Here is a 25457-nt window from a genome sequence, read left to right as displayed (position 1 = left end):
CCTCATCCCAGACGAAGCAAATGGAGAAACACCCACAATAAAGCAAGCATTCGCCATTGCGGACCCATATGGCTCATCCCTATGATCGGATGCCCGGACGATGTCCATGTCGACGCAGGCTTGTTCCAATCGGTTCAAGTTGGACGTGCAGGCTTGGCGTCGGCTCCTCCTTAACCTCCAGCCAGAGTCGTAATGCGTGACGGCAGACGTTTCATCATCGCAGCCCCTTGTTGAGCTTAAGGGCATCAGCAAACGCTACGGCGACCTCCTGGCTAACGACCATATCGATTTGACCATCGAGCGCGGTGAAATCCACGCACTCCTGGGCGAAAACGGCGCCGGCAAATCGACGTTGGTCAAAATCCTGTACGGCGTGATCGAGCCGACCGAGGGACAGATTCTGTGGGAAGGCCGGCCTGTCGCGATCGGATCGCCGGTCGAGGCGAGGACGCTCGGGGTCGGCATGGTGTTTCAACACTTTTCCCTCTTCGACGAGCTGACGGTTGCGGAAAACATCACTGTCGCGCTTTCCGGCAATTGGACCTTGTCGCGGGTTCGGGAGCGATTGGGGGACGTCAGTCGAGCCTATGGACTTGCCCTTGAGCCTGACCGCGCTGTCTGGACGCTCTCTGCGGGCGAGCGTCAGCGGATCGAAATCGTCCGCTGCCTCCTGCAAAATCCCCGGTTGCTGATTCTCGACGAGCCGACGTCGGTTCTGACCCCACAAGAAGCCGAGCACCTGTTCGTCACGCTCGACAAGCTGGCGGCCGACGGCTGCTCGATCCTCTACATATCCCACAAGCTGGAGGAGGTCCGCCGCCTCTGCCGGAGCGCCACGATCCTGCGGGGCGGACGGGTCGTCGGAACCTTGGATCCTCGGGCCCGGAGCGCGCGCGAAATCGCCGCCATGATGGTTGGGGCCGAGATCGGCGAGGTGCGCTCCGGCATTCCCCACGAGCCAAAAGGAGACATGCTCGAAGTACGCGGTCTCTCCCTGGCGCCAGCGGATGTCCATGGACAGGCATTGCGGGATATCGACCTGACCGCGTACGCAGGAGAAGTCGTCGGGATCGCCGGCGTCGCCGGCAATGGGCAGAGCGAACTCTTTGCAGCCCTTTCGGGGGAGCGGACCGTGGAGCGAGCGGACATTATCCGCATTGCCGGTCGAGCCTGCGGTACCGAGGGGATCGACGCCCGCCGTCGCCTCGGCGCCGCCTTCGTTCCAGAGGAGCGGCTGGGCCATGCGGCGGCACCGACGCACCGCCTGAGCGAGAACACGCTGATTTCTCATGCCGCCGCAGAAGTGAGCAGATCCGGCTTCATCCTCCTGAATGCGGCACGGCGTCTGGCCCAAGGGATCGTGAAGAGTTTCGATGTCCGGACCCCCGAGAATGATCCACAGGCCCGCAAGCTATCTGGCGGGAACCTCCAGAAGTTCGTGATCGGCCGTGAGATTATCCGTCGGCCCAAGCTTCTCATCGTCGATCAGCCCACTTGGGGGGTCGACGCCGGCGCTGCGCGTTTGATCCGGCAAGCCCTGGTCGACCTTGCCGGGGAAGGAAGCGCCGTCGTCGTGATCAGTCAGGATCTCGACGAGCTCTTTGAAATCGCTGACAGAATGGCCGTCATCCACCAAGGGCATCTCAGTCCGCTACGAAAAGTCACCGAATGGACCAAAGAGGCCGTGGGCCTGGAAATGTTGGGAGAAGCGCAGTTGCACGGGGCATCTCATGCGGTTTGAGTTGACGCCGCGCGCGAGCGTGGCTCCTGCCATGCGCGCTCTGGCCCCTGTCCTCGCGTTCATCACGGCTTTTCTGATCGCGGGCCTGGTGATCTGGCTTCTCGGCCGTTCACCTGTGGCAGCCTTCCAGGTTTATGTCATACAGCCTTTGAGCGACCCCTGGTCCATCCAGGAACTGCTCGTCAAAGCAACCCCGCTTGCGCTGATCGCCATCGGCTTATCCTATTGCTTTCGCGCCAACCTTTGGAACATCGGGGCGGAGGGACAATATGTTATCGGTGCCGTTCTCGGCGGATGGCTGGCCCTCCGAACCCACGGCACCGAAGCGGGCGCGTGGGTCCTGCCGGCCATGCTTGTGCTCGGTATCCTCGGCGGCGCCCTTTACGGCCTCATCCCGGCCTTTCTGAAGACCCGTTTCGGCGTCAACGAGATCCTGACGAGCCTGATGCTCGTCTATGTGGCGCAGCTGATCCTCGACTATCTGGTTCGCGGCCCATGGCGGGATCCGAAGGGCTTCAATTTCCCGCAATCGGTCACGTTCGACCCGGCGGCCACTCTTCCGACCCTTGGCGAGGCCAGTCGCGTTCATTACGGAACGGTTTTTGCAGTCCTTGCGGTTCTGGTGACCGCCCTCGTTCTGGGGCGGACGCTCTTCGGGTATCGCCTGCGTCTGACCGGGGACGCCCCAAGAGCCGCCAGATTTGCCGGGTTCAGCGCAAAGAACACGACCCTTGCGGTGTTCGCCATTTCCGGCGGCCTTGCAGGCCTTGCCGGTATTTCCGAGGTGTCCGGACAGATCGGTCAGCTCCAACCCTCGATCTCTCCGGGATACGGCTTTACGGCGATCACGGTGGCCTTTCTGGGACGCCTGAATCCCCTCGGCATTCTCGTGGCCGCGCTCGTAGTCGCGTTGACCTTTATCGGCGGTGAAAGCGCGCAGATCCTGCTCAAGCTGCCGCTCGATCTGACCCAGGCATTCCAGGGTATCCTGCTTCTGTGTGTGCTGTCAGCCGATGCACTGGTGAGCTACCGCATCCGAATCGTCAGCCGGGGAGGGCGTAAATGACCACGTTCGAGGCCATTCTCCTGACGATCGTCACAGCCTCCACGCCGCTTCTCATCGCGGCTCTCGGGGAACTCGTGACGGAGCGCTCGGGTGTTCTCAATCTCGGTGTCGAGGGCATGATGGCCATGGGTGCAGCCTGCAGCTTTGCGGCGGCCGTTACCTTCGATTCGACCATTTTGGGCGTCGGCGCCGGAATGCTGGCCGGAATGGCGATGGCGGTGATCTTTGCCCTCGCGGTTCTCGGGTTCGCGGCGAACCAAGTGGGTTCGGGACTTGCGCTGACCATTCTGGGTTTGGGACTCTCCGGCTTGATCGGCGCCCCTTTCGTCGGCGCGCGACGCAATCCGGTCGAGCCTTTGTCCGTGCCGGTTCTCAGTGACATCCCGATTGTAGGTCGCCTGTTTTTTGAGCAGGACCTCTTCGTTTACGTGTCGTTTCTGCTCACGGTCGGGGTAGCGCTTTATCTCGGCAGGTCACGAGCCGGACTGACCTTGCGGTCGATCGGCGAGAACCATGTGTCGGCCCATGGCCTGGGTCTTCCCGTTCTCCGGGTGCGCCTTCTCGCGATCCTTTTCGGCGGGGCCTGTGCTGGCCTGGCGGGCGCCTATCTCTCCCTTGTCTACACACGGTTCTGGTCTCCGGGGATGACCGCGGGGCGGGGATGGATTGCATTGGCGCTGGTGGTTTTCGCAGCCTGGCGTCCGGGCTGGGTCTTGGTCGGGGCCTATATCTTCGGGGCTGCGACCGTGTTGCAGCTCCACGCCCAGGCCGCCCAGTTCGGGGTCCCGTCACAGCTTCTTTCGGCTGTGCCCTACTTGGCGACGATCCTGGCGCTTCTGCTGCTTTCGCTGCGCCATGGCCGGGCGATCGGGGCTCCGGGCTCGCTCGGCGCGCCATTCGTGCCTGACCGCTAAACAAAGCGATGATATTGTGAGCATCACGATACTTGCAGGAACTTCCGAGACCTGCGACGAAAGCCTGAATTGTTTAAAACCAGGGGAGCTAACATGTCCTTTCGAACCATCCTCGGCGCTCTAGCCGGCGTGACCGCCCTGGCCCTTACGGCCGGCACGGCCGGAGCGCAGGAAAAGCTCAAAATCGGCTTCATCTACGTGGGGCCGGTGGGCGATTACGGCTGGAGCCATCAGCACGACGTCGGTCGGAAAGCCGTCGAGAAGGCATTCGGCGATAAAGTGGAAACCACCTATGTGGAAAGTGTGCCGGAAGCCGATTCCGAGCGCGCGATCGAACAGCTCGCCCGCACGGGCCATAAGCTGGTCTTCACCACATCGTTCGGTTTCATGGAGCCGACCCTGAAGGTCGCGAAGAAGTATCCCAACGTAAAGTTCGAGCACGCCACCGGCTTCAAGCGGGCGCCGAACCTCTCGACTTATGCGGCGAAGTTCCATGAGGGGCGCTACATCATCGGTCAAATCGCCGGTAAGATGTCGAAGACCGGAACCATCGGTTATGTCGGAGCCTTCCCGATCCCCGAGGTCGTCGCCGGCATCAACTCGTATTTCCTTGGGGCGCAGTCGGTAAATCCGAACATCAAGATAAAGGTTGTTTGGGCCAACTCCTGGTACGATCCGGCCAAAGAGGCGGATGCCGCAAAGGCGCTTCTCGATCAGGGCGTCGACATCATCGCTCAGCACACCGACAGCCCGGCACCTCTCCAGGCTGCCGAAGCGCGCGGAAAGTTCGGCTTCGGCCAGGCTTCCGACATGGAGCAATTCGCCCCGAAGGCGCAGCTGACCGCTATCGTCGACAACTGGTCGGATTACTACGTCGCCCGGACGAAAGCTGTCCTCGACGGGACCTGGAAGTCCGAAGACACGTGGGGCGGGCTTGCCGCCCATATGGTGGTCATGTCGCCCTATAAGAACATGCCCGACGACGTGAAGAAGATGGCGGAGGAGACCGAAGCGGCCATCAAGTCCGGCAAGACCAATCCCTTCAAGTGCCCAGTGTTGAAGCAGGATGGCACTGAAGTCGAGTGCAAGGGCAATGGTGCGCTGTCCGACGAGCAGATCCTCGGAATGAACTTCTACGTGAAGGGCATCGACGACAAGCTGCCGCAATAACGCCTCGTCTCGAGCTCTCAGGGCAGCCGAGCAATCGGCTGCCCTTTTGCATTTTCGCGCCATTCTGATCGGAAGGATCGCCATGGACCGGTCTCCCATCGTCCTCTGCGACAGCGATGTCCTGATCGTAACGGACGTTCAGTACGATTTCCTTCCCGGGGCGCTCTGGCAGTGCCTGATGGCCACGCAGTGATTGCGCCCATCAACCGTCTTGCCCGGCTTTTTCGCCATGTGCTGCTGACCCAGGACTGGCATCCTGCCGGTCACACGTCTTTTGCCTCAAGCCATCCTGGGAAGGTGCCGTTCGAGACGGTGCAACTGGCGTATGGATCCCAAATTCTCTGGCCCGATCATTGCGTACAGGGAACGATTGGGGCTGAAATTGCCCGCGAGCTGCAGATTCCTCACGCGCAATTGGTCATCCGCAAAGGCTACGATCCGGCCATCGACAGTTACTCAGGCTTCATCGAAGCCGACCGGCAGACGCCGACCGGGCTCAGCGGCTATTTGAAGGAGCGAGGCTTTAGGCGACTTTTCTGCACAGGCCTTCGACGGATTTCTGCGTCGCCTGGACGGCTCTCGATGCGCAAGACGCGGGGTTCGATACCTTCGTCGTCCAGGACGCCTGTCGCGCCATAGACACCAGTGGGTCCCTCGACCGCGCCATGCAAGACCTCCGGGCAGCCGGAGTGCATTTCGTCGAGAGCCTGCAGATCGAGCTACGGTAGGCAGCTCTCCAAAGCCCGAACCGGAGACAGGCGGCCGCGATGGAGAGCAGGATCTCAGCGGCGTCTCAGGTCGCGACCCCATGCAGGTCGTACTCGTCGGAACGTTCGATTTTGACGCTGACGATGTCTCCAACCCGCAAGGGCCGACGGGACGCCACATAGACGTTGCCGTCAATTTCCGGCGCGTCGTACTTTGTGCGCCCTTTGGCGACCGTGGCACCCGGCTCGTCGATAATGACGGACAGACGCTTGCCGACCTTTGCCTTCAGCAGCCGGGTGCTGACTTCGCGCTGGGTCTTCATGAATCGGTGCCAGCGTTCGTCCTTCACTTCCGCTGGAATTGCGGCTCCAAGCTCGTTGGCTGGGGCACCCTGGACCGGCTCGTACCGGAAGCAGCCGACGCGGTCGAGCTTGGCTTCCTTGAGCCACTCCATCAGGAAGTCGACATCCTCATCGGTTTCTCCGGGAAAGCCGACGATAAAGGTAGACCGGATGGCGAGATCCGGGCACATGTCCCGCCATTTGCGAATACGGTCCAGGGTCTTTTCCTGGTGCGCGGGGCGGCGCATGGCCTTCAGGACCGTGGGCGACGCATGCTGGAAGGGAATATCGAGATAGGGAAGGATCCGGCCCTCCGCCATGAGCGGAATGACCTCATCCACATGGGGATACGGATAGACATAGTGCATCCGGATCCAAAGGCCGAGTTCGCCGAGCTCCCGGGCAAGGTCGTAAAAGCGGGTCCGGACATCACGGTCCTGCCAGAGGCTTGGCTGGTATTTCAGGTCGAGCCCATAGGCGCTGGTATCCTGGGAAATCACCAGAATCTCTTTGACCCCGGCCTTTGCGAGCTTTTCAGCTTCCCGCAGGACATCCGCGATAGGGCGGCTCACCAGGTCGCCGCGAAGCTTGGGAATGATACAGAAGGAGCAGCGGTTGTTGCACCCTTCCGAGATCTTCAGATAGGCGTAATGACGCGGCGTGAGCTTCACGCCTTGGGGCGGAACCAGATCCACGAACGGGTCGTGGGCCGGCGGCGCCGCCTGGTGGACCGCGCCGACGACAGTTTCGTATTGCTGCGGACCTGTGATGGCGAGCACATTGGGGAAGCGGTCTCGGATCTGCTCAGGTTCCGCTCCCATGCATCCCGTGACGATGACCTTGCCGTTTTCGGCCATCGCGGCACCGATGGCATCGAGGGACTCCGCCTTGGCGCTGTCGAGGAAGCCGCAGGTGTTGACGATCACGACGTCCGCACCGTCATGCTTCTTGGTCAGCTCATAACCCTGCGCACGGAGCTGGGTGATGATCCGTTCGGAATCGACGAGGGCTTTGGGGCAGCCCAAGGACACGAACGAGACTTTAGGCGCGGGAGCATTCATCCGCAGACATCCACTCTTCTAAGCTTCCATGACGAGGTCGTTCCGCCTCTATCCGCACGGTGCGAAAGCATGGCGGTACTACGGACAGAACCCTCCGTCGGCCCGCGCAATACCACAACAATCCTCAGGAACGCCAGCGCGGCCGATGATCACTGATCCCTCGACCTTAAGGATAGGCATCCTTTGTGGAGCTTGAGCATTTAAGGAGGAGGAAGCCATGGTTGCGGAGCGGCATTCTCCTGCTCGGGCATCCACATGGCATCCGGCATATCCTGGACTTCATACCCCAAGAATCTGGACCTGCGAAGGAGCAGGCGCCGCCGTGCTCAACAGCCGGCCAAGATCGTGACCGGCCCGGAAACGATGATCCATTGCGAAGTTTGCGATATTTCCGCTGGTGGCGCGAAGCTCATCATCCGTGATGACCTGCCGCTTCCTGACTTTTTTAAACTCTATATCGTCGGGCATACGCTCCAGGTTTTTGAGGCATGCCTCCGCTGGAGAGGAGGGGGATATGCCGGCGTCTCGTTCGAAATGTGTGGGGCAGGCGAGGCTGAGCGGCGGACCGATCCGGCGTACCCGCCCCTTTTCGCGCATTGAAGGGCGTTTATGCCCGCCATAACCCAGACGCCGGAGGGCAGGATCGGGAAGTGGACGTGAATCTTTCCTCTACGAGAAGCGCTCGGCGATCAAAGAAATTCCGAAGAAATAACTTCGTTATGGAAGTCAAGCATGGAGACTATAATCTTATCTAATAGTCGCGGGTGCAACTCTTAGCTCAAATTGTCTTGAGTTTTGCTGCTGTCGCCACATTTTTATCCTAGCTATAAATTTGTTCTTTACCTTCATCGAACAACGATCTCCGTGACCCGATCCATCGCGCCGCTGGGGCGCGTGCTTCCCGCGGCAATGCGGGCGGGTGACGTGACGAAGATGATGTCCAACAATCCAAAACCACGAAGGACGGTCAGTGTGCTGACCAGCGTTGCGGGGCGATTCTATGCAGGTATGGCGGCCGGAATCCTCGCGCTCATAATCCTAGCCATCTATGGCTCGATGACGATCTCGACGATCCTTCTCGATCGGAAGCAGTCCGAACTGAAGCACCTTGTCGAGTCGACCGTCAGCATGATCGCGGCTATCGACGCGAAGGCTCAACGGGAAGGTGTTCCGCAGGAGCGCGCGCAACAGGATGCCCTCGAGCTGGTTCGCAACCTTCGCTACGACACCAACGAGTACTTCGTCGTTCTGAGCTACAAGAATGTGATTCTTTCGAGCCCGAACCGGTCTATCGAAGGCAACGACATGACCAGCGTAAAGGACGCTAACGGCGTTTTCTTCACGCGGGAACAGGTTGACGCCGCAAAGGCAGGCGGTGGTTATGTGCGTTTCCTGTGGCCAAAGCTCGGAGAAACCGTTCCCGGACCGAAAATGAGCTATGCGGGCGCGTACTCGAAGTGGAACTGGGCGATCTCCAGCGGCGTGTACATCGACGATCTTGCCGCGACGGCCGCCACCTATCGCAATATTTTCCTGGCCATCGTTGCCGTAGCAACCGTCATCCTGATTGGAGCTGCATTCGGTCTTGGTCGGAGCATCTCCCGGCCTATTCAGAAGCTTGTCGAGAGCATGCGAGCTCTGGCCGATGGCGATCTCTCCGTCTCGGTGGAAGGCACTTCGCGGCGGGATGAGGTCGGCGTCATGGCGACAGCCGTTCAAACGTTCAAGGACGTGATGATCGCGAAGAAGGATGCAGATGAAGCGGCCGCCGTCGAGGCTGATGCCAAGATGCGGCGTGCCCAGGTGCTCGATGAGCTCACCAAGCGATTCGAAGCCAACGTCTCCGCACTGACGAACGGCCTAGCGTCAGCTGCCGCGGAAATGGAAGCGACCGCGCAATCCATGACGTCCATAGCGGACCAAACCAATACGCGGACCATCACGGTTGCGACAGCGGCGGAGCAAACATCCGCCAACGTTCAGACGGTTGCGGCCGCAACGGAAGAACTCTCCATCTCAATCCGCGAGATCGCCCACCAGGTGGGGCAGTCATCCCAGATCGCAGAGCAGGCCGTCTCCGACGCCGAGCGCACCAATCATACGGTTCAGGCACTCGCCACCGCCGCGGATCGGATCGGTAACGTCGTCGCTCTCATTAATAATATCGCGGGGCAGACCAATCTTCTGGCCCTCAATGCCACCATCGAGGCGGCCCGTGCCGGTGAGGCCGGCAAGGGCTTCGCGGTGGTCGCAACGGAGGTCAAGGAACTGGCCAGCCAAACTTCCAAAGCGACGGAAGAGATTTCCCAGCAGATCGGATCCGTCCAACAGGCTACTGAACAGGCGGTCGCCGACATTCAGCAGATTGCGAAGACAATCAAGGAAATGTCACAGATCTCTGTCGGCATCGCCGCCGCCATGGAACAGCAGGGTGCTGCGACAGCGGAGATTGCGCGAAACGTTCAAGAGGCGGCTCGCGGTACCGAGCAGGTGAACGGGAATATCATGGACGTTCGGCAAGGCGCCGGGGAAACCGGGGCTGCGGCATCGCAAGTGCTGAATGCGGCCCAGGAGCTGGCGCGACACTCCTCCGATCTGGGGCAGGAGGTCGGCTCTTTCCTGTCGGGCGTAAAAGCCGCGTAAGACATTTATCGCGGAATTACAGTTGCGAAACAGGTCCCGGGATGATCCCGGGACCTGTTTCGATTTGGAAAAATTGCCTTTCCGTCCTCGCGCAGGATTTCTGTCGGTGTTGACCTACGCACTGTCACGAATGTGCGATTACGTGGAAAAAGCTCCCCGTTGTCGTTCCGACGCGGTGGCCCATCGTCCCTAGATCGGTCCCTTCGGCATCCGTCACGGCCGCAAAGGCAGTGTCTTTGCTTGTGTCACCCTGCATGATGGACGCATAATGAAATTCATGGCCGACGAGACGTCGCCCGGCTGACCCAAGCGGGCCGTCATGAAGCAGATGCGCGACGCGGTAGCCCAGATGAATCTTGCGTTTGGCGTAACTCGTGCTGACCGGGAGGAGGCCAGCCATGCGATGCACGTTGCCGTCTCCATCTTCCAGCGCCTCTCCAAGCACCATGTAGCCGCCACACTCCCCATGAACCGGGCGCGTTCGCGCAAAAGAGCGAAGACCCTGGAGGAAACTTGTCGCGTCTGCGATGCGTCCCGCATGGAGCTCCGGATAGCCACCGGGCAACCAGCAAATATCGGCATCGTTAGGCGGAGGCTCGTTTGCAAGCGGCGAAAAGGTGGCGATTTCTGCTCCTGCCGCGCGCCAATGGGCAAGCACATGCTGATAAACGAAAGAGAAAGCCTGATCTGTCGCAAGTGCGATGCGCTGCCCGGGTGGCGTTAATGTCGTCCCGCAGGTCGCAAGGCCGATTTGCGTAGGACGCCCCAGGGCGAGGAGCTTATCGAGGTCGATGGATGTCTCCACCAAGTCGGCCAAGTGCTCCAGTCTCCGGTCGAGCTCATCGGTCTCGCCAGCCTGAACCAGACCGAGATGGCGCTCCGGCAAAATCAAGTCGTTATTGCGCATCAGGGCTCCGAGAACCGGCAGCCCGATGCGTTCTAAGCCATCTTCTACGAGATTGCGGTGACGTTGGCTCGCCACTCTATTCAGCACAACGCCGGCGATCTCGATACGGGGGTCGAACCGCGCGCAGCCCAGCGCTACGGCTGCAGCCGATTGAGCGTGGCCGGACACGTCAAGAACGAGAACGACGGGCCAGCCGAACACTGCCGCGATGTCAGCGCTTGCGCCGGTATGGCCCAACTTTTGACGAACGCCGTCAAAAAGACCCATGGAGCCCTCGGCGATGACAATGTCCGTGCCAGCCGCGCTCTGTGCCGCAAGCGTATTGAGGAATTCGCGATCCATTGCGAAGCTATCGAAGTTGAAGCTCGGCATGCCGGTCGCCGCCATATGAAAGGCAGGGTCGATATAATCGGGCCCACATTTGGCGCCGCGCACACGGAGTCCACGCCGCACAAGCGCGCGCTGAATACCAAGCGCCACCGTTGTTTTGCCGGAGCCCGATCTCGGTGCTGCGATAAGAAGGCCGGTGGCACGACTCATTGCGCAGCCTCCGCGCCGTACAGAAGCAGATGGTTCTGAATCGCGCTTCGAATCCCTGAGATCGCACCGATGGCAACAATAGTCGGCGAGCGGATCACGCCTTCCTCGATCAGTCGAGGCAGATGCGCGAGCGTGGTTTCCTCCATGGTCTCATAAGAGGTGGTTACCCCATGCACGGCGAGAGCAGGGGTGGTACCAGGCAGCCCACCCTCCATGAGCTCCGATACAATGCCCGGAAGGTTGGCGACCGCCATGTAGAGCACGATGGGAGCGCCAGTGCGCGCCAAGGCCCTCCAATCGGCATTCTGATCGGGAGCCCGGTGCCCTGTGGCCAGGATAACGGCATAATTGGTGGTCCGCATGGTGGCGGGAATGCCATGAATGGCGAGCGAAGCCAGCCCGCTGGACACGCCCGGGACGATGCGGAACGGAATTTCAGCCTTGGCCAGAGCCAGCATTTCTTCGCCCCCGCGGCCGAAGATGAAGGGGTCGCCCCCTTTCAACCGCACGACGCGATGGCCCTCACGCGCCAGCGCAACGAGACGCTCGCAGATGTCGCTCTGTGTAGTGGAAGGTTGGCCACCGCGTTTGCCGACATGCTCAAGAACCGCGCCTGTTCGGACCATGGACAGAATGCCGGAATCGACAAGGGCGTCGTGCACCACCACATCGGCGTTCCCGAGGGCGTTCAGGGCGTGGATTGTAAGAAGGCCCGGATCGCCGGGACCTGCCCCCACGAGCCAGACCGTGCCGGGGAGAAATGAGGGCGAAAGATTTGCAAGCGAGGTCATGCATGTCTCCATGCATGACCCGAGGCTTCAAAGTCGATATAGGATGTCATGGCAATGAATGGTGAGGTGTATGGAGGAACTGAAACCCGGCGGTCCGTTGCGCCGTGGCTGGACGACGGGGGCCTGCGCCACAGCAGCGGCCAAAGCCGCCTATTGGGGCTGGCAGACGGGTGAATTTCCCGATCCGGTAGAGATTGTCCTTCCGGGTGGGGTGCGGCCTGCGTTTACCTTGGCCTTCGCCGAGGCTGCTGACGGCGGCGCGCGCGTCGGAATCGTAAAGGATGCCGGCGATGACCCGGATGTGACCCACGGTGCACTGGTGATTGCGGCTGTGCGTGCGGGCGCTCCGGGACTGGGTGTGACGTTTCGGGCAGGCGAAGGCGTCGGCACCATCACTCGCGCCGGGTTGCCGCTTTCGCCTGGCGAGCCCGCGATCAACCCGATGCCGCGCCGGATGATCCATGACAACCTCGATGACGCTGTGCGCGCCATCGGAGGCCCGACGGATATCGAGGTGGAAATCTCCATTCCTGGCGGCGAGGCGCTGGCTCGCAGGACCCTCAATCCGCGCCTTGGCATATTGGGAGGTTTGTCCATCCTCGGTACAACGGGTGTAGTGGTACCCTATTCCTGCTCGGCCTGGATTCACAGCATCTACCGCGGCATCGATGTCGCAAGAGCGAGCGAGCTTGACCATGTTGCGGGAGCCACGGGTTCGACCTCGGAGAAAGCCGTTCAAGCTCTCTATAATCTGCCAGAGCAAGCGCTTATCGACATGGGCGATTTCGCCGGAGGTATGCTCAAATACCTGCGCCGCAATCCTGTATCCAAAGTTACTATTGCAGGGGGCTTCGCCAAGATGACGAAGCTCGGACAGGGCCTGCTCGATCTCCATTCCCGCTCCGGAGCGGTCGATCTTGGCTGGCTCTCCGAGCGTCTTTCCGAGGCAGGGGCGGGATCTGCTTTTGTGGAGGCGGCACGCAATGCCAATACGGCTCTTGAGGTTCTGGAAACCGCGCAGAGCATCGGATTGCGACTTGGCGACGTGGTAGCGCAACATGCCTGGAAGACTGCCGCCAAGGCCCTGCACGGCTCCGACATCGCTCTGGAGATTGTCGTGTTCGATCGAAACGGTTCGCTCATCGGCCGCGCACCGCCCCTTAGAGTCACCTGAATCCTGACGCGTCATGCGTTGCTTTCGCGGGAGCTCGGCCGGAAGCGCCGGTCGTAGTTTGCTGAGTAGAGGGCGCTTTCGCGAAAATCCCGTGCCGCGAGTGTCTGGCCCACCAGAATTACCGCAGTGCGCTCCAGTTTCTCGGCGCGCACCATGGCGGCCAGGGTGCCGAGGCTGCCCATGAGCACGCGCTCGTCAGGCCAGGACGCACGCCACACCACTGCTGCAGGACAATCAGCGCCGTAGAACGGCAGTAATTCCTCTGTCACCTGCTCAATCACGTGAATGGAAAGGTGGATTGCGAGGGTCGTCTTGGTCTGCGCAAAGACGGAAAGCCGCTCCGTCTCAGGCATCGACGAGGCGCGCCCTGAGGTGCGGGTCAGAACCACCGATTGTCCAACTTCCGGCACCGTCAGTTCGCGCCCGATGGCGGCTGCGGCTGCGGCGAAAGCGGGAACCCCGGGGGTAATCGTATAGGGAATGCCGAGCGCTTCGAGACGCCGTATCTGCTCGCCCATCGCGCTCCAGATCGACAGATCTCCCGAATGCAGGCGCGCCACGTCTTCACCGCTCTCATGGGCACGCACATACTCGGCAACGATAGCGTCAAGATCGAGGGGGGCCGTATCGACGATACGCGCGCCGGATGGGCACCATGCGAGAATCTCCGGCGGCACGATGGAGCCCGCGTAGAGGCAAACCGGGCTGCTCGCCACCAGCGTACGTCCGCGGACGGTAATCAGGTCGGGGGCCCCGGGGCCTGCCCCAATGAAATGAACGGTCATAAAGCTGTCTCTCTTCGTACTAGAGCGCAGGTAACGGAAGCTGACGCAATACGCTCCAGAATGAGCTGGGACTCCGGCCCCCCCGCCGCGAGAGCCGCCGCTTCGGCGACCGAGCCAACACCATGCGCCGCCATCGAGCGTGCCGTGTGAGTTCTGACGCGTGGACCGACTCCCATCAGGGCTGCCTCTGTGATGTGGACGGGCGGAACAGACAGGCGACGGGCTGCTTCCTTGAAAGCGGGCAGCGTGGCGAGGGGCTCGATCGTTGCGATTTTGTCCAGTACGGCACCTCTCGCGGTGGCGCGAGACAGGGCCTCGTTCACGAGGCGCACGATTTCATCGGCATCGGCGCTGCGCTTGAATCCCACACCTGCGACGATCATGGCTTTCGCACGACCCATTGCGTCACGGGCATTGCCGCCCGCCAACCATGCATGCCGCCGATGCGCTCCAGCCGCGAGAGCGCCAAGCGCCGCATTGTGCCGCCGTAACGAGTGTATAAAGTGCCGAGCAGGGTCTCGGCCTCCAAGGTGACCGCGTTGGCGACGAGGCGCCCGCCAGACTTGAGAGCGACCCAGGCAGCATCGAATACGCCGGGTTCAGACACTCCCCCACCTATGAAGACCGCATCCGGAGGAGCCAGACCCGAAAGAGCTTCAGGAGCACGGCCAAGCCGGATATCGAGTGTGGTGACGCCGAGCTCCGTAGCGTTGCGCCGCGCGCGTTGGGCCCTATCGTCTCGTTGCTCGATGCCGATGCCGCGATTCCGCGGGTGTCGCAGGCACCACTCGATCCCAACCGAGCCGGCACCTGCGCCGATATCCCACAGCATCTCACCGGCTCGCGGGGCGAGCGCACTGAGCGTAAGGGCGCGTATCTCGGCCTTGGTAAGCTGGCCATCGTTTTCGAACCAGGAGTCGGGAAGGCCCGGCGCGAGGGGTACGATCCGAGAATCTCCTTCTGCTACGACCTCGACGGCCACTGTGTTAAGCGGGTGCGTCTCCAGAACGTTAAAACTGGAAGCCGTAGCGTGGCGAACCTTCTCCAATGCCCCCCCCATAGCCTCGAGCACGGTAATGGTGGAGCTTCCAAGTCCGCGCGCGGTCAGAAGATCCGCGAGCTTCTTCGGCGTTGAGCCGTCCCATGACAATGCCAGCAGGCGCGCTCCCGGTTGAAGATACGGAACGATAACTTCCAATGCCCGGCCATGGAGGCTTAGGCATTCGCACTCCGGCAGCGACCAGCCCATCCGGGCAGCAGCCAAACTGAAGGCCGACGTGTGGGGATGGGTAATAATTTCCCCTGCCGGGATCAACCGGGCAAGCTCTGCGCCGATGCCGTAATGGAAGGGATCGCCGGTTGCGAGCACGCAGGTGGGTTGCCCCCGACGCGCCAGGATCATGGCGTAGTTTTCGCCGAAGGGGCTCAGCCACGTGAGCGTCGGTGCCGAGAGTGGTGCGGCGAGCTCCAGGTGGCGCGCTCCGCCAATTACGAGATCCGCCTGGTCCAACGCAGCCAGAGCGGGACCCGAAAGGCCTTTGCGCCCATCCTCGCCGATGCCGATGATCGTGAGCCACGGCCGTTCCGGAGCCGCGCTCGACTTCTGATCAGGATTCAGGGAAAAGGGGCTCATGCGCATTCTCATTCTGGGCGGCACCACCGAAGCCTCCGCGCTCGTGGCGCAACTTCGTGAACGATCCGAATTCAACCCGATTTTGTCCATGGCGGGCCGCACCAGCGATCCGCGCTCCTTGCCCATTCCCACCCGCATCGGGGGCTTTGGCGGGGTTGAGGGCTTGGTTCGCTTCCTGCGTGACGAGTGTGTGAAGAGAGTCGTCGATGCAACCCATCCCTTTGCCGCACTCATGTCCCGCAATGCCGCTGAGGCTTGCGCGCGAACCGGCGTTCCGCTTCTCGCCTTGCGGCGTCCGGCCTGGATGCGACAGCCGCGGGACTGCTGGATCGATGTACCGAATATAGGGGCTGCGGTTCGTGCTCTCGGAGCTGAGCCGCGACGTGTCTTTCTCACCGTTGGTCGCCTTGAGCTTTCGTCCTTTGCGGCCGCGCCCCAGCATTCGTATCTGGTCCGCACCATCGAGCCTGTGGGCGATGCGTTGCCCGTTCCGAATGTCGTCACCATCCAGAATCGGGGGCCCTTTGATGAGGACGCCGAGCGTGCGCTGCTGTTGCGCGAGCGCATCGAAGTGGTGGTAACAAAGAACTCCGGTGGAGCTGCGACCTATCCCAAGATTGCTGCTGCGCGCACCCTCGGTCTGCCCGTCATCGTCGTGGCGCGGCCCGAAAAGCCCCACGGCGTTGAGGAGGTCACCTGCGTGGACGCGGTGCTGGAATGGCTCGAGCAACGTCATGATCGCACCCCGTAGAAACGAGGCGTGTAGACGTAAGGTGCACTGTCGTCGGGCTTTGCGATCAGCCGTGTCGTGCTCGCGCCGATGATCACGACTGTGGACATATCGGCCATGGAGGCGTCGACGTCACAAAGCGCAAGGATCCTGATGCACTCATCAGGCCGTCCTACCGCCCGAGCCAGAACGATTGGCGTGTTGGGTCCCCGGTGCTCGGCAACGAGCTCCAGGGCCGAGCCGAGCTGCCAGGGCCGAGCTCTCGATATGGGGTTGTAAAGCGCAACCACGAAATCCGCTGCGACGGCCGCTCGCAGACGGGTCTCCACCGTCTCCCAGGGCTTCAGATTGTCGGAAAGTGAAATGGCGCAGAAATCGCCGCCAAGTGGCGCCCCCACGCGAGCCGCCGCAGCGAGCATTGCCGTGATGCCGGGCTCTACGCGGATATCGATCCCACGCCAAGAAGGCTGGCCGGTCTCAACCGCCTCGAATATCGCCGCCGCCATGGCGAAGACACCCGGATCGCCACCGGATACCACAGCAACGTCACATCCCGTTGAAGCGAGATCGAGCGCAAAGCGCGCGCGGTCAAGCTCGACGCGATTATCGGAGGCATGGCGGCGCAGGCCCGGCCTGTCAGGCACGCGGTCCAGATAAGGTCCGTAGCCCACGAGGTCGGTGGCCGAAGCGAGCGCCTCGGATGCTGCTGGCGTCAGCCAGCGCGGATCGCCCGGTCCAAGGCCGATGACGGTCAATCGGCCTCTCATACGCGCCTTCCCTGTCCAGGAACGATGACAAGGGAGAAATAGGGTGCGTCGATTTCTTCCGGCATGTCGGGCAGGGGGATGATTTTTTCCCCGGACATCGTGGCACGTTCAACGTAGATCGCCCGCTCCAGAAGACCGGCGGCGGCGAGGGCGCTGCGTACCTTGGGCAGATTGCGTCCGAGCTTCATCACGACAGCGGCATCGGTACTCGACAGACGTCGGACAAGCTCCGCCTCGGACAGCGTTCCCGGGATTACCGTGAGCACGTCGTCCCCCCATGTGATTGGTACCCCGGCCCGTGTCCATGCTCCGGACATGCCGGAGACCGCAGGCACGATCTCAGTCGGCACTCTGTCCTTGAGCCGCCACCACAGGTGCATAAACGACCCGTAGAAGAAGGGATCACCCTCGCACAGCACGGCGACGGTACGGCCGGCCTCGATCTCGGAGAGCAGCCGGACTGACGCCGCTTCATAGAAGGGTGCAAGGGCTGCGGCATAATCCGGATGATCCGCCGGGATCTCCGTGGTCACCGGATAGACGAGGGCAATTTCCCGCTCCTGGTCTGCGCCCACCACCGCATCCGCAATGGTACGCCCGTTGCCGCGTCGGCCGCGCTTGCAAAAGTGAACCAGTCGGTCTGCCGTCTCCAGCACCGTGCGGGCCCGCACCGTCATATAATCCGGGTTTCCAGGGCCGAGCCCTAGACCGAAGAAGCGGATTTCGTCCTGAGCCATCGTGCGTCGCCTCACTCGGTCGCATTAGCAAGAGCATTGACTGCCGCCGCTGCCATGGCGCTGCCGCCACGGCGTCCATGGACGACAAGGAATGGGACACGCCCGTCCCGAGAAAGCGCTTCCTTTGATTCAGCAGCACCGATGAAGCCCACGGGAATACCGATCACCGCCGCAGGCTTGGGCGCACCGGAATCGAGCATTTCAAGCAGGCGGAAGAGGGCGGTCGGCGCATTGCCGAACACCACGACCGAACCTTCGAGATACTCACGCCACAGCTCCATGGCGGCTGCAGACCGAGTGTTACCCAGCTCGGCACTAAGAGCAGGAACACGAGGATCGTCGAGAGTACAGATCACCGGATTGTTCGCGGGCAGGCGGGCACGAGTGACACCGTTCGCTACCATTTTGGCGTCGCACAGGATCGCGGCACCACGCTTGAGAGCCCTCTCGGCAGCCTCGGCGAAGCCAGACGACAGCTCCACATCTTGCGGCAGATCCGTCATCCCGCAGGCGTGAATCATGCGAACAACGATGCGTTCCTCAATGCCGGAGAAACGCGACAGGTCAGCTTCGGCACGAATAATTGCGAATGACCGGCGGTAAATCTCCGCACCTTCGCGGATGTAAGCACGACTGTTGTTCATGGTGCGCTCCCCAGCAGTGCACGACGAAGATCATCTGATCCATCCAGCGGCAATAGACGCCTCATAAGTTCCTCGATCGAGAGATGGCATGATGCGGCATCTTGGCTTGAACCGTTGAGAACTATGTCGTAACCGCCGCCATCGCGGCCCACCAACGTCAGAGTGGCCGAAGAGGGATGGGCGCACCCTTTGCTGCAACCGGAGACGTGGAGGCTTGCGCCTCTCGCGAGCAGGGGGCCGCAAGCGCCTGCGATCCTCAGAGCGTCTGTAGGGGCATGCGAGACGGCGCTCTTGCATTCGGGCTTGCCGGGGCAGGCGAACAGCGAGAGGCGATGGTCATAGGCATCGGTAATGAAGCCTGCGTTTCGGGCTTCGTCGCGCAATATGGCGAGATCTGCGTCTGCGATCCCCGGCAACAGAATACCACGCGTAAACGACAGGCGGATTTCCCTGGTGTCGTACCGTTCACTCCACCTGGCAACCTGCTCCAATTGTCCACTGGTGCAGCGACCGAAGGGCAGCGCAAGAAGAACCGCCTGGTGGCCCCCTTCGATTCCCAGAAGGCCTGCCGGCGGCACGGGGGGGCGTGCATTCGGCGCCGACGTGGCTTTGAGTTCCGCAATACTCGCAAGTTCCCGCAGGAGATCAGGCGGAAGATCGCGCAATCGTCGGACCGCCGTTCTCCCCATCGCCCACATTTGGGCGTAGGTAGAGAGGATCAATCGAGCAGCTTCAGGAGCAAAGCTTAAGGAGGACGCTCCTATCCATCGTGTGCCTTGGGTTGTGGTAACACCGAAGGCAACGGCCTCGCCGTGCGCCAGCAGAAGGAGATCCGCCCCTATGGCCTCGAGCGGCATGGAGCCACCCCCGTCCACCGCTATGAAGAGCTTTGGCGGCAAACCATCGCTGATGCCGACCTGGTGCTCTATCGCTTGCGCGAGCTTCAGGGTGTCGAAACGATCGCGCGGGTCGAGTCCTGCAAGCGGTGACACCACGGCAAGGCGGTTGGGCCCGCTGCCTTCGGGCTCGACCAAGCCTTCTCTGTCGAGAAGGGTCGCCAGTGGAGCATAGGTTTCTTCACGGACGCCGCGAATCTGAAGGTTACCGCGTGCGGTGACGTCGAGGTGGCCATTACCGTATTGCTGGGCGGCCTGCGCAATAAGTCGGGTCTGGCCGGTGGTCAGCCTGCCGGCCTGCGGATGGATGCGAACAAGCAGACCGTCACCGGTCGCCATGGGGCGTCGCACACCCGGGCACCATCCCCGGCGCAAGGGGGAGGTTGGATCGATCATTCCGCCACCTCTTGTCGCTTCTCATCAAACAGGGCTGCCGCCGAATTGAGGCGGCTTTGCCACAGGCCTCGTTTCCATGCCTCTGCAAGACGGTTCCAAACGGCCTGGGCGGCGTCTGGGTTCGCGTCAGCAATTTTGTTGCGGACGGTTTCATCCGCGATAAGTGTTGCGAACAGAAGGTCGAATGCGGTCGTCGAAACAGCATCCGTAGTGGCGGCAAATGCGAAGAGTGCGTCGACTCCCTGGGCGATTTCGGCGGCTCCGCGCCAGCCATGATGGAGCTGGCCTGCTATCCAGCGAGGGTTGGTGAGACGACCGCGCACAAGCCGGTCCATGTCCTCAGCGAGGATACGGGCCTTCGGATTTAAAGGCCGGCTGGTGTCGAGACTGTAGATTACGGGCTTTGACCCTAGCATTTCAGCCGCCGCTGCGAAGCCGCCGATCACATCGGCTGCGGAGTCTCCATCCAGAAGATCCCGCTCAGCCACGTCGCTCACATGTACGAGAGCTTCCGCCTGGCGGACGCGTCGTGGAAAGCTCGTATCAAGGTGAGCTTTTCCTACGGCGCCAAATGCATGAGATGTGGCTTCTAGGTAAGTGAGGCCAAGATCACCTTTGGTGTTCCATTTACCGTCCAGAGCCTGGGCAGAGACGCCCGCGCCATAAACCCCAGGTGGTGAGCCAAACACGCGGGATAGCGCCTCGCCACGTCTGCGGGCAGCTGCAAGCTCGTTCCACTCATCCTCTTCGTCCAGAGCGGCTACGGCCCGGGCGGCTTGGTCGAGAAGCGCGATCTGATCAGGAAACGTATCTCTGAATGCACCGGAAACCCGAATGGTCACGTCCGCGCGAGGGCGGTCGAGAAGCGGCTGAGGCACGATTTCGAACCCGGTTACGCGGGTTGATGCGTGGTCCCAGGTAGGACGCGCCCCCATGAGAGCGAGGGCATGGGCGATATCCTCGCCGCCAGAGCGGAGCGTGGGCGAGGCCCATAGATCCATCACGATCCGCCGTGGCCAATCGCCTTCCTCTTGAAGGTGGCGCCGCACCACTTCCGCGGCTCCTCGCCAACCCAGCTCTGTCGCAGCGCGTGTCGGTATCGCACGAGGGTCTAGGGTCGTGAGATTGCGGCCTGTGGGGAGTACGTCCGTCTGCCCCCGGGAGGGCGATCCCGCAGGCCCTGGAGTGACGAACCGTCCGTCAAGGGCGCGCAGCAGACCCTCGCGCTCACCAGCGCGACATGCGTCGAACTCCTCCGACGCATGGCCGAAAATGTGGAGGCCTTCTCGGATCGTGACTTCGCCAAGGTCACAGAGGTGAGCATCAAGGCGCGTCAGCGCCTCATCCATGCGGGTCGAATCGCCAACTCCGCAGGTGGCAGCAAGACCGCTGGTTCTCGCTCTTTCCAAAATCTCTCGGGCAATGAGATCAGCCCGGCCTGGATGGAAGACTTGAGCGGAGGAAAACTCTTCCACCAGTTCGCGCAGGGCGGCCGCCTCGCCGTGCAATCCCGCGCCGCCGGTCTGAGGCGTAAGATGACCGACTGTGACCGCGCCGAGACGGCGCTTGGCAGGCGCCGCCTCGCCGGGATCATCGACAATGAAAGGATAGATCACCGGAACATGGCCCGTAACGATGCGGGGCCAGCAGTTGGATGAGAGTGCTACCACCTTCCCGGGCAGCCACTCCGTCGTTCCATGGGTGCCCAGGTGTACGAGGGCATGGATATCTTCCAGTGATCTCAAGCCGTAATAGAAGGCCAGATAGCCATGGCTCGGGGGGCATTCCGGATCGTGATAGAAATTCTTGCGATTCAGTCCATGACCCCGGTCGGGCTGAAGAGCGACAAGGACGTTACCGGCACGCAGAGCACGGAAGCGGAAAGTATCCCCGTCGAGAGTCGGATCGCACTCCGGTTCGCCCCAGTGCATTTCAATGGCGGTTCGTAGCGCGGACGGAAGGGACGCCAGCCATGCGCGATAGGAAGCGAGCGGAACCGCTAAAGAGCGCTCTTGACCCGTAAGGCGCGGCATCAATTCAGCGGAGGTAAAATCCCGTTTCGCGTCGTAGCCGCCTTCCTGCAGCAAATCGAGAATTGCGCAGGCGCTGGCCGGAGTGTCGAGCCCGACCGCAAAACCCGCACGGCCACCCCGCGCCGGATAATCCGAGAGAACGAGGGCCAACCGGCGTTCCTGGCGCGGCGTGCGGGCGAGGCGTACCCAGGCAGCTGCCATTGATGCTACCGCATTGACGCTGGGAGCGTCCGGAATCTGCACGCGATGGGAAAAGCCAAGGGCTGGATCTGCAGGTTCCTCAGCCTTGAACGAGAGAGGGCCCGCTGTAATCCGGCCGTCGAACTCGGGAAGAGCGATCTGCATAGCGAGATCGGCAGCTGAAAGCCCCCGTGGGGATGCTTCCCAAGCCTCCTTCATGCTCCCGACAGGAATAGCTTGAAGGATAGGGCAATCGGCTTCGTCCAGCACGAATCCCGCATCGTCCCGTGCGGAGAATGCGGTGGTCGTGACGATGATGTCGGGACGGCGCATTTTAAGCGCTTGGCGCAAGGTAGCAACCGCTTCCGCGTCCTTCAGGCTGGAAACCGCTATTACAAACGGCGCAAGGCCGCGCTCGCGGAGAGCATCCGACAGGGCCTCGATCGGACGAGTGTCGCCTGCTAGAATAGCTGAGCGATAGGCGAGGATAAGCGCGAGCGGTTTTTTCTCCGGCAGTTCTTCGAGATATGATGCCGGCTCGGCAATGCCGTACTCCTGCGTCCAAGCGAAGGCGCGCGGCACAGGGTGCGGCGGCTCAGGATGTGTCTCGGAATAACCGATTTCCGCATGGATCCGTGCGAGCAGCCGGCTCATGTTGTCGATGCCGCCTGCTTGGAAGTAGGCTTCCAGCTCTTCGCAAAGTGACGACGAAACCGTCGAATAGGCTGAGAGCCTCGAATCTGGGCGATCGTCTCCCGGTATCACCGCAAGCTTCACATCCCGTGAACGGCATGTGTCGAGCAAGCGCTCCAGACCGTAGCGCCAGTAATCACGTCCACCGAGGCAGCGCACGAGCACAAAGCGCGCGTTTGCGGCAGTCTTGTCGATGTAAAGATCGACGGAGAGGGGATGTCGTAAGCGCCGCAGTGATGCCAGTCGAAGCGAGGGACCCTCGGGCTTCCGTCCGTAGGCAGCCGCCAGCACACCGAGGTCACTGTCCGCGAAGGACAGAACCACAATGTCTCCCGACGGCTGCTGGAGGTCGATAGCCTCCGAGCCGTCATCGAGCGATACCGTTGTGATCGGAAGGAGGTGCATCTCACCCGTTGCGCAGAGCCGATTCGACCGCCTGAAGATCGAAACCCTTCAGGCCGATCACCACCATTCGTCCCTCTTTCACCTCATCCGCCTTCCAAGGGCGGTCGAAGTGATGTCCCACGCGCCGGCCGACGCCCTGGACGACGAGACGCATAGGTTTGCCTTCCACCGGTGCGAAGCCCTTGATGCGCAACACACCTGAGGCTTCCGCAGCCCGTTCGACACGGGCGACCAGCATTTCCGGCGTTGCAACCGGATCAATCGGAAGCGCGATGCTTTCGAAATCATCGTGATCGTGGTCTTCAGCGGTTTCGTGATGGGAAGGGCGAGCCTCGAGATCGGCTTCCGCGGCAGCACCGAGGCCGAGCAGTACTTTCGGATCGACCTTTCCTTGGACCGTCTCGATCACTTTCACGGCGCGAGGAAGATGCTCGTTGATTTCAGCCAGAGCCTTGGCGTGCTCGCCCGACTGCATCTGATCAATCTTGTTGAGCAGGATGATATCTGCGCAAAGGAGTTGGTCCTCGAACACCTCTTCGAGGGGATTCTCATGGTCGACGGAAGTATCCGCAGCACGCTGGGCGCTCAGCGCGTCAGGATCTTCGGCGAACGCGCCGGAGGCGACGGCAGGCCCGTCTACTACGGCGATGACTCCATCGACTGTGACTCGGGAGCGGATGTCCGGCCAGTTGAACGCGCGTACCAGAGGCTTCGGCAAAGCGAGGCCAGAGGTCTCGATGAGGATGTGCTCAGGTGGATTCGGCCGATTGAGCAGCGTGTTCAAGGCAGGCACGAAATCGTCCGCCACTGTGCAGCAGAGACAGCCGTTCGGCAGTTCGACGATGTCGTCCTGTGTGCAGCCTTCGATCCCGCAGCCCTCGATGAAGGACCCGTCGAAGCCGAGATCACCGAACTCGTTGACGAGAACCGCGAGGCGACGGCCCCCTGCATTCTCCAACAGGTGGCGTACGAGGGTGGTTTTGCCCGCACCGAGGAAGCCGGTGATGATGGTGCAGGGGATCTTGGTGAGATCGCTCATGGAGGAGAGCCTTTCGACCGCTTATCTCAAGCGGTACCGCTTGTCTTTAAGGGGGGAATGCGGGCAATCACGCCCTTGCGGAACGCCTCAGGCCGCTCCCGCCAGGGTACGAGACCGTCCGATGTGGCGGCATAGCGGCGAAGTCCATCAATAATGGTGTCCACCGCCGTATCGGCTTTCAGGTCGCCGTAGATGTATGTCCAGCGCCCGGGCGCCGACACTGCGATGGTGCAAGGGCGCTTGCACACGGAAAGACACTCCACCGGCTTCACTCGCACGGGAGGTGAGCCTTTTTGGGAAAGTGCTGCGGTAAGAGCCCGGCACAAGATTGCGCCGGGCCGTAACTCCTTGTCTTCAGGGCCACCCGCCTCACGGCAGGTGATGCACACATGAAGACAGATCTCCTCAGGGGATGAGGGCATGGCTCATGACCGCTTTGCTTAAGCGGTAGCGGTCAAAGACAAAATCGTAACTGTTGCGCCTATGAGCGTGATCGCGAGGCCCGCAAGGCGGAGCTGGAGGGAAGGGGCCGAGATCGGCGTCTTGGAGAGACGGCGCGCGGCCAGGGTGATGCCGGTGGTCAAAGCCGTCTGAATAGCAACGAGACCGATTAGGTAAGCAACGAGCGGGGTCGATTCCGCCCCCACGATGGATTCCCCCAGGGCATAGCCGTGTACAGCTCCGCCCGCTGCAAAGAGCAGCGCTATCAGCGCGAAGGGTAGGGTGGTACGAATAGTAGCGGCCATGCCGATGATGACGACACTTACCGCCACGAGCAGCTCGGCATAGGGAATATCGGCGCTTGCCAGATGCAGGCCGACGCCCGCTGCCATGGCAATCATCCAGAACGTGGGAAGCACCAAGCCCCGCGTGAAGCGGGAGGAGACCAGGCCAACGCCGACAAGGGCAGCAAGGTGATCGAGGCCGATCACAGGATGCCCCAGACCTGAGAGTAGCCCCTGAGCGAATGTCGATGGCATCATCCCGCCCATGGCATGATGGGCGAATGCCGGGGTTGCCGCGGCGAGGCCGAGGGTCAGAGCGAGAACGCGAAACTTAAACAGGCGGGATGCAGGCATCGTTATCTCCGTCCGGAGACCATAAGGTCTGTTGGGCTTCCACGGACGGAATCGAACGACTGCCAGTCGCACGACTACTGTCACCACCGGCACACCCCGTCCGATAGACCCACAGAAGCTGGTAATGACGGCAGGTCTCCTGGCTCACGGGTCGATGCTTTGCACAACCGCCTTCCCAGGATTAAAACCCAGTGGCATGTGGAGCGCAGGCTCGCCGTTTACAGTTGCGGGGGCAGCCGCGGTATCTCACCGCATTCCCTTTTCACCCCGTCGCCGGAGCACCGTCACCACAATGCTTACCGGTGCATGAGACAACTTTCAAGCCTCGCGATGTCGAAGGCTCGGCTTGAAATCCTCTCCAGCGCTCGTCATGGTGCGGTCCCC

The 25457-nt window shown here is 61.6% G+C and carries 22 protein-coding genes, 1 pseudogene and 1 riboswitch; of the genes and pseudogenes, 9 read left to right on the top strand and 14 right to left on the bottom strand.

Annotated features, from left to right (window positions below):
- Positions 1-196 precede the first annotated feature (196 nt).
- The 5 genes and pseudogenes from LJD17_RS09610 to pncA all read left to right on the top strand — a co-directional run bounded on the left by LJD17_RS09610 (position 197) and on the right by pncA (position 5619).
- Positions 197-1741 carry an ABC transporter ATP-binding protein gene (locus LJD17_RS09610; RefSeq protein ID WP_227383952.1) on the top strand — a complete coding sequence of 515 codons (1545 nt, stop codon included), beginning with the start codon at positions 197-199 and terminating at the stop codon, positions 1739-1741.
- Complete coding sequence (locus tag LJD17_RS09605) at positions 1731-2807, top strand: ABC transporter permease (protein ID WP_227383951.1); 1077 nt, start codon at positions 1731-1733, stop codon at positions 2805-2807. Before LJD17_RS09610 ends, LJD17_RS09605 begins: the two co-directional genes overlap by 11 nt.
- Positions 2804-3721 (top strand): ABC transporter permease, encoded by a 918-nt coding sequence (locus tag LJD17_RS09600; RefSeq protein ID WP_227383950.1) that lies wholly within the window; start codon positions 2804-2806, stop codon positions 3719-3721. Before LJD17_RS09605 ends, LJD17_RS09600 begins: the two co-directional genes overlap by 4 nt.
- 93 nt (positions 3722-3814) lie before the next feature.
- The gene (locus LJD17_RS09595; RefSeq protein ID WP_227383949.1) at positions 3815-4891 is read left to right on the top strand and encodes a BMP family ABC transporter substrate-binding protein; all 1077 of its coding nucleotides are present in this window, start codon (positions 3815-3817) and stop codon (positions 4889-4891) included.
- Between the two features lie 82 nt (positions 4892-4973).
- Positions 4974-5619, top strand: a pseudogene (gene pncA, locus LJD17_RS09590) (bifunctional nicotinamidase/pyrazinamidase).
- Between the two features lie 65 nt (positions 5620-5684).
- Here pncA and rimO read toward each other — a convergent pair.
- On the bottom strand, positions 5685-7001 hold the full coding sequence (gene rimO, locus LJD17_RS09585) for a 30S ribosomal protein S12 methylthiotransferase RimO (protein ID WP_227383948.1): 1317 nt from the start codon (positions 6999-7001) through the stop codon (positions 5685-5687).
- 255 nt (positions 7002-7256) lie between these two features.
- Here rimO and LJD17_RS24355 point away from each other — a divergent pair, with 255 nt between their 5' ends.
- Together LJD17_RS24355 and LJD17_RS09575 are read left to right on the top strand one after the other, a co-directional pair.
- Complete coding sequence (locus LJD17_RS24355) at positions 7257-7601, top strand: PilZ domain-containing protein (RefSeq protein ID WP_227383947.1); 345 nt, start codon at positions 7257-7259, stop codon at positions 7599-7601.
- Between the two features lie 264 nt (positions 7602-7865).
- Positions 7866-9644 carry a methyl-accepting chemotaxis protein gene (locus LJD17_RS09575; RefSeq protein ID WP_227383946.1) on the top strand — a complete coding sequence of 593 codons (1779 nt, stop codon included), beginning with the start codon at positions 7866-7868 and terminating at the stop codon, positions 9642-9644.
- 124 nt (positions 9645-9768) lie between these two features.
- Here LJD17_RS09575 and LJD17_RS09570 read toward each other — a convergent pair whose 3' ends face one another.
- On the bottom strand, positions 9769-11091 hold the full coding sequence (locus LJD17_RS09570; RefSeq protein WP_227383945.1) for a cobyrinate a,c-diamide synthase: 1323 nt from the start codon (positions 11089-11091) through the stop codon (positions 9769-9771).
- Complete coding sequence (gene cobA, locus LJD17_RS09565) at positions 11088-11882, bottom strand: uroporphyrinogen-III C-methyltransferase (protein WP_227383944.1); 795 nt, start codon at positions 11880-11882, stop codon at positions 11088-11090. Before cobA ends, LJD17_RS09570 begins: the two co-directional genes overlap by 4 nt.
- 70 nt (positions 11883-11952) lie before the next feature.
- Between cobA and LJD17_RS09560 the strand changes: the two genes are divergently transcribed.
- Complete coding sequence (locus tag LJD17_RS09560) at positions 11953-13056, top strand: cobalt-precorrin-5B (C(1))-methyltransferase (protein WP_227383943.1); 1104 nt, start codon at positions 11953-11955, stop codon at positions 13054-13056.
- An 11-nt stretch (positions 13057-13067) separates the two neighbouring features.
- On the opposite strand, the gene cobM is transcribed toward LJD17_RS09560, so the two are convergent.
- Genes cobM through cbiE form a run of 3 tightly spaced genes read right to left on the bottom strand, consistent with a single transcriptional unit; the run spans position 13068 to position 15474 of the window.
- Positions 13068-13841 (bottom strand): precorrin-4 C(11)-methyltransferase, encoded by a 774-nt coding sequence (gene cobM / locus LJD17_RS09555; protein ID WP_227383942.1) that lies wholly within the window; start codon positions 13839-13841, stop codon positions 13068-13070.
- Positions 13838-14224 carry a cobalamin biosynthesis protein gene (locus LJD17_RS09550; RefSeq protein WP_227383941.1) on the bottom strand — a complete coding sequence of 129 codons (387 nt, stop codon included), beginning with the start codon at positions 14222-14224 and terminating at the stop codon, positions 13838-13840. Before LJD17_RS09550 ends, cobM begins: the two co-directional genes overlap by 4 nt.
- The gene (gene cbiE / locus LJD17_RS09545; protein WP_227383940.1) at positions 14221-15474 is read right to left on the bottom strand and encodes a precorrin-6y C5,15-methyltransferase (decarboxylating) subunit CbiE; all 1254 of its coding nucleotides are present in this window, start codon (positions 15472-15474) and stop codon (positions 14221-14223) included. Before cbiE ends, LJD17_RS09550 begins: the two co-directional genes overlap by 4 nt.
- On the opposite strand from cbiE, the gene LJD17_RS09540 reads away from it, so the two are divergent.
- Positions 15473-16225 (top strand): cobalt-precorrin-6A reductase, encoded by a 753-nt coding sequence (locus LJD17_RS09540; RefSeq protein WP_227383939.1) that lies wholly within the window; start codon positions 15473-15475, stop codon positions 16223-16225. The genes cbiE and LJD17_RS09540 overlap by 2 nt on opposite strands.
- Here the strand turns inward: LJD17_RS09540 and cobJ are convergent.
- Genes cobJ through LJD17_RS09500 form a run of 8 tightly spaced genes read right to left on the bottom strand, consistent with a single transcriptional unit; the run spans position 16207 to position 25073 of the window.
- A complete protein-coding gene (cobJ, locus tag LJD17_RS09535; RefSeq protein ID WP_227383938.1) occupies positions 16207-16971 on the bottom strand; it encodes a precorrin-3B C(17)-methyltransferase in 765 nt (254 codons plus the stop codon). The genes LJD17_RS09540 and cobJ overlap by 19 nt on opposite strands.
- Complete coding sequence (locus tag LJD17_RS09530) at positions 16968-17708, bottom strand: precorrin-2 C(20)-methyltransferase (RefSeq protein WP_227383937.1); 741 nt, start codon at positions 17706-17708, stop codon at positions 16968-16970. The genes cobJ and LJD17_RS09530 overlap by 4 nt, the downstream gene beginning before the upstream one ends.
- Positions 17709-17719: 11 nt before the next feature.
- The gene (locus LJD17_RS09525; protein WP_227383936.1) at positions 17720-18352 is read right to left on the bottom strand and encodes a precorrin-8X methylmutase; all 633 of its coding nucleotides are present in this window, start codon (positions 18350-18352) and stop codon (positions 17720-17722) included.
- Complete coding sequence (gene cobG, locus LJD17_RS09520; protein WP_227383935.1) at positions 18349-19644, bottom strand: precorrin-3B synthase; 1296 nt, start codon at positions 19642-19644, stop codon at positions 18349-18351. Before cobG ends, LJD17_RS09525 begins: the two co-directional genes overlap by 4 nt.
- Positions 19641-22955 (bottom strand): cobaltochelatase subunit CobN, encoded by a 3315-nt coding sequence (gene cobN, locus LJD17_RS09515; RefSeq protein ID WP_227383934.1) that lies wholly within the window; start codon positions 22953-22955, stop codon positions 19641-19643. Before cobN ends, cobG begins: the two co-directional genes overlap by 4 nt.
- Position 22956: 1 nt before the next feature.
- A complete protein-coding gene (gene cobW, locus LJD17_RS09510; RefSeq protein WP_227383933.1) occupies positions 22957-23994 on the bottom strand; it encodes a cobalamin biosynthesis protein CobW in 1038 nt (345 codons plus the stop codon).
- A 26-nt stretch (positions 23995-24020) separates the two neighbouring features.
- Positions 24021-24416: a DUF1636 family protein gene (locus tag LJD17_RS09505; RefSeq protein WP_227383932.1), complete on the bottom strand. Its 396-nt coding sequence runs from the start codon at positions 24414-24416 to the stop codon at positions 24021-24023.
- An 18-nt stretch (positions 24417-24434) separates the two neighbouring features.
- Positions 24435-25073 carry a HupE/UreJ family protein gene (locus tag LJD17_RS09500; protein WP_227383931.1) on the bottom strand — a complete coding sequence of 213 codons (639 nt, stop codon included), beginning with the start codon at positions 25071-25073 and terminating at the stop codon, positions 24435-24437.
- A gap of 112 nt (positions 25074-25185) precedes the next feature.
- Positions 25186-25374: riboswitch (cobalamin riboswitch) on the bottom strand.
- Positions 25375-25457 lie beyond the last annotated feature (83 nt).

Origin of the sequence: Microvirga rosea, from assembly GCF_020595095.1 — a bacterium.
GTDB lineage: Bacteria > Pseudomonadota > Alphaproteobacteria > Rhizobiales > Beijerinckiaceae > Microvirga > Microvirga rosea.
The sequence above is the reverse complement of the archived record's forward strand: the minus strand, read 5'-3'. Positions and strand labels throughout refer to the sequence as shown.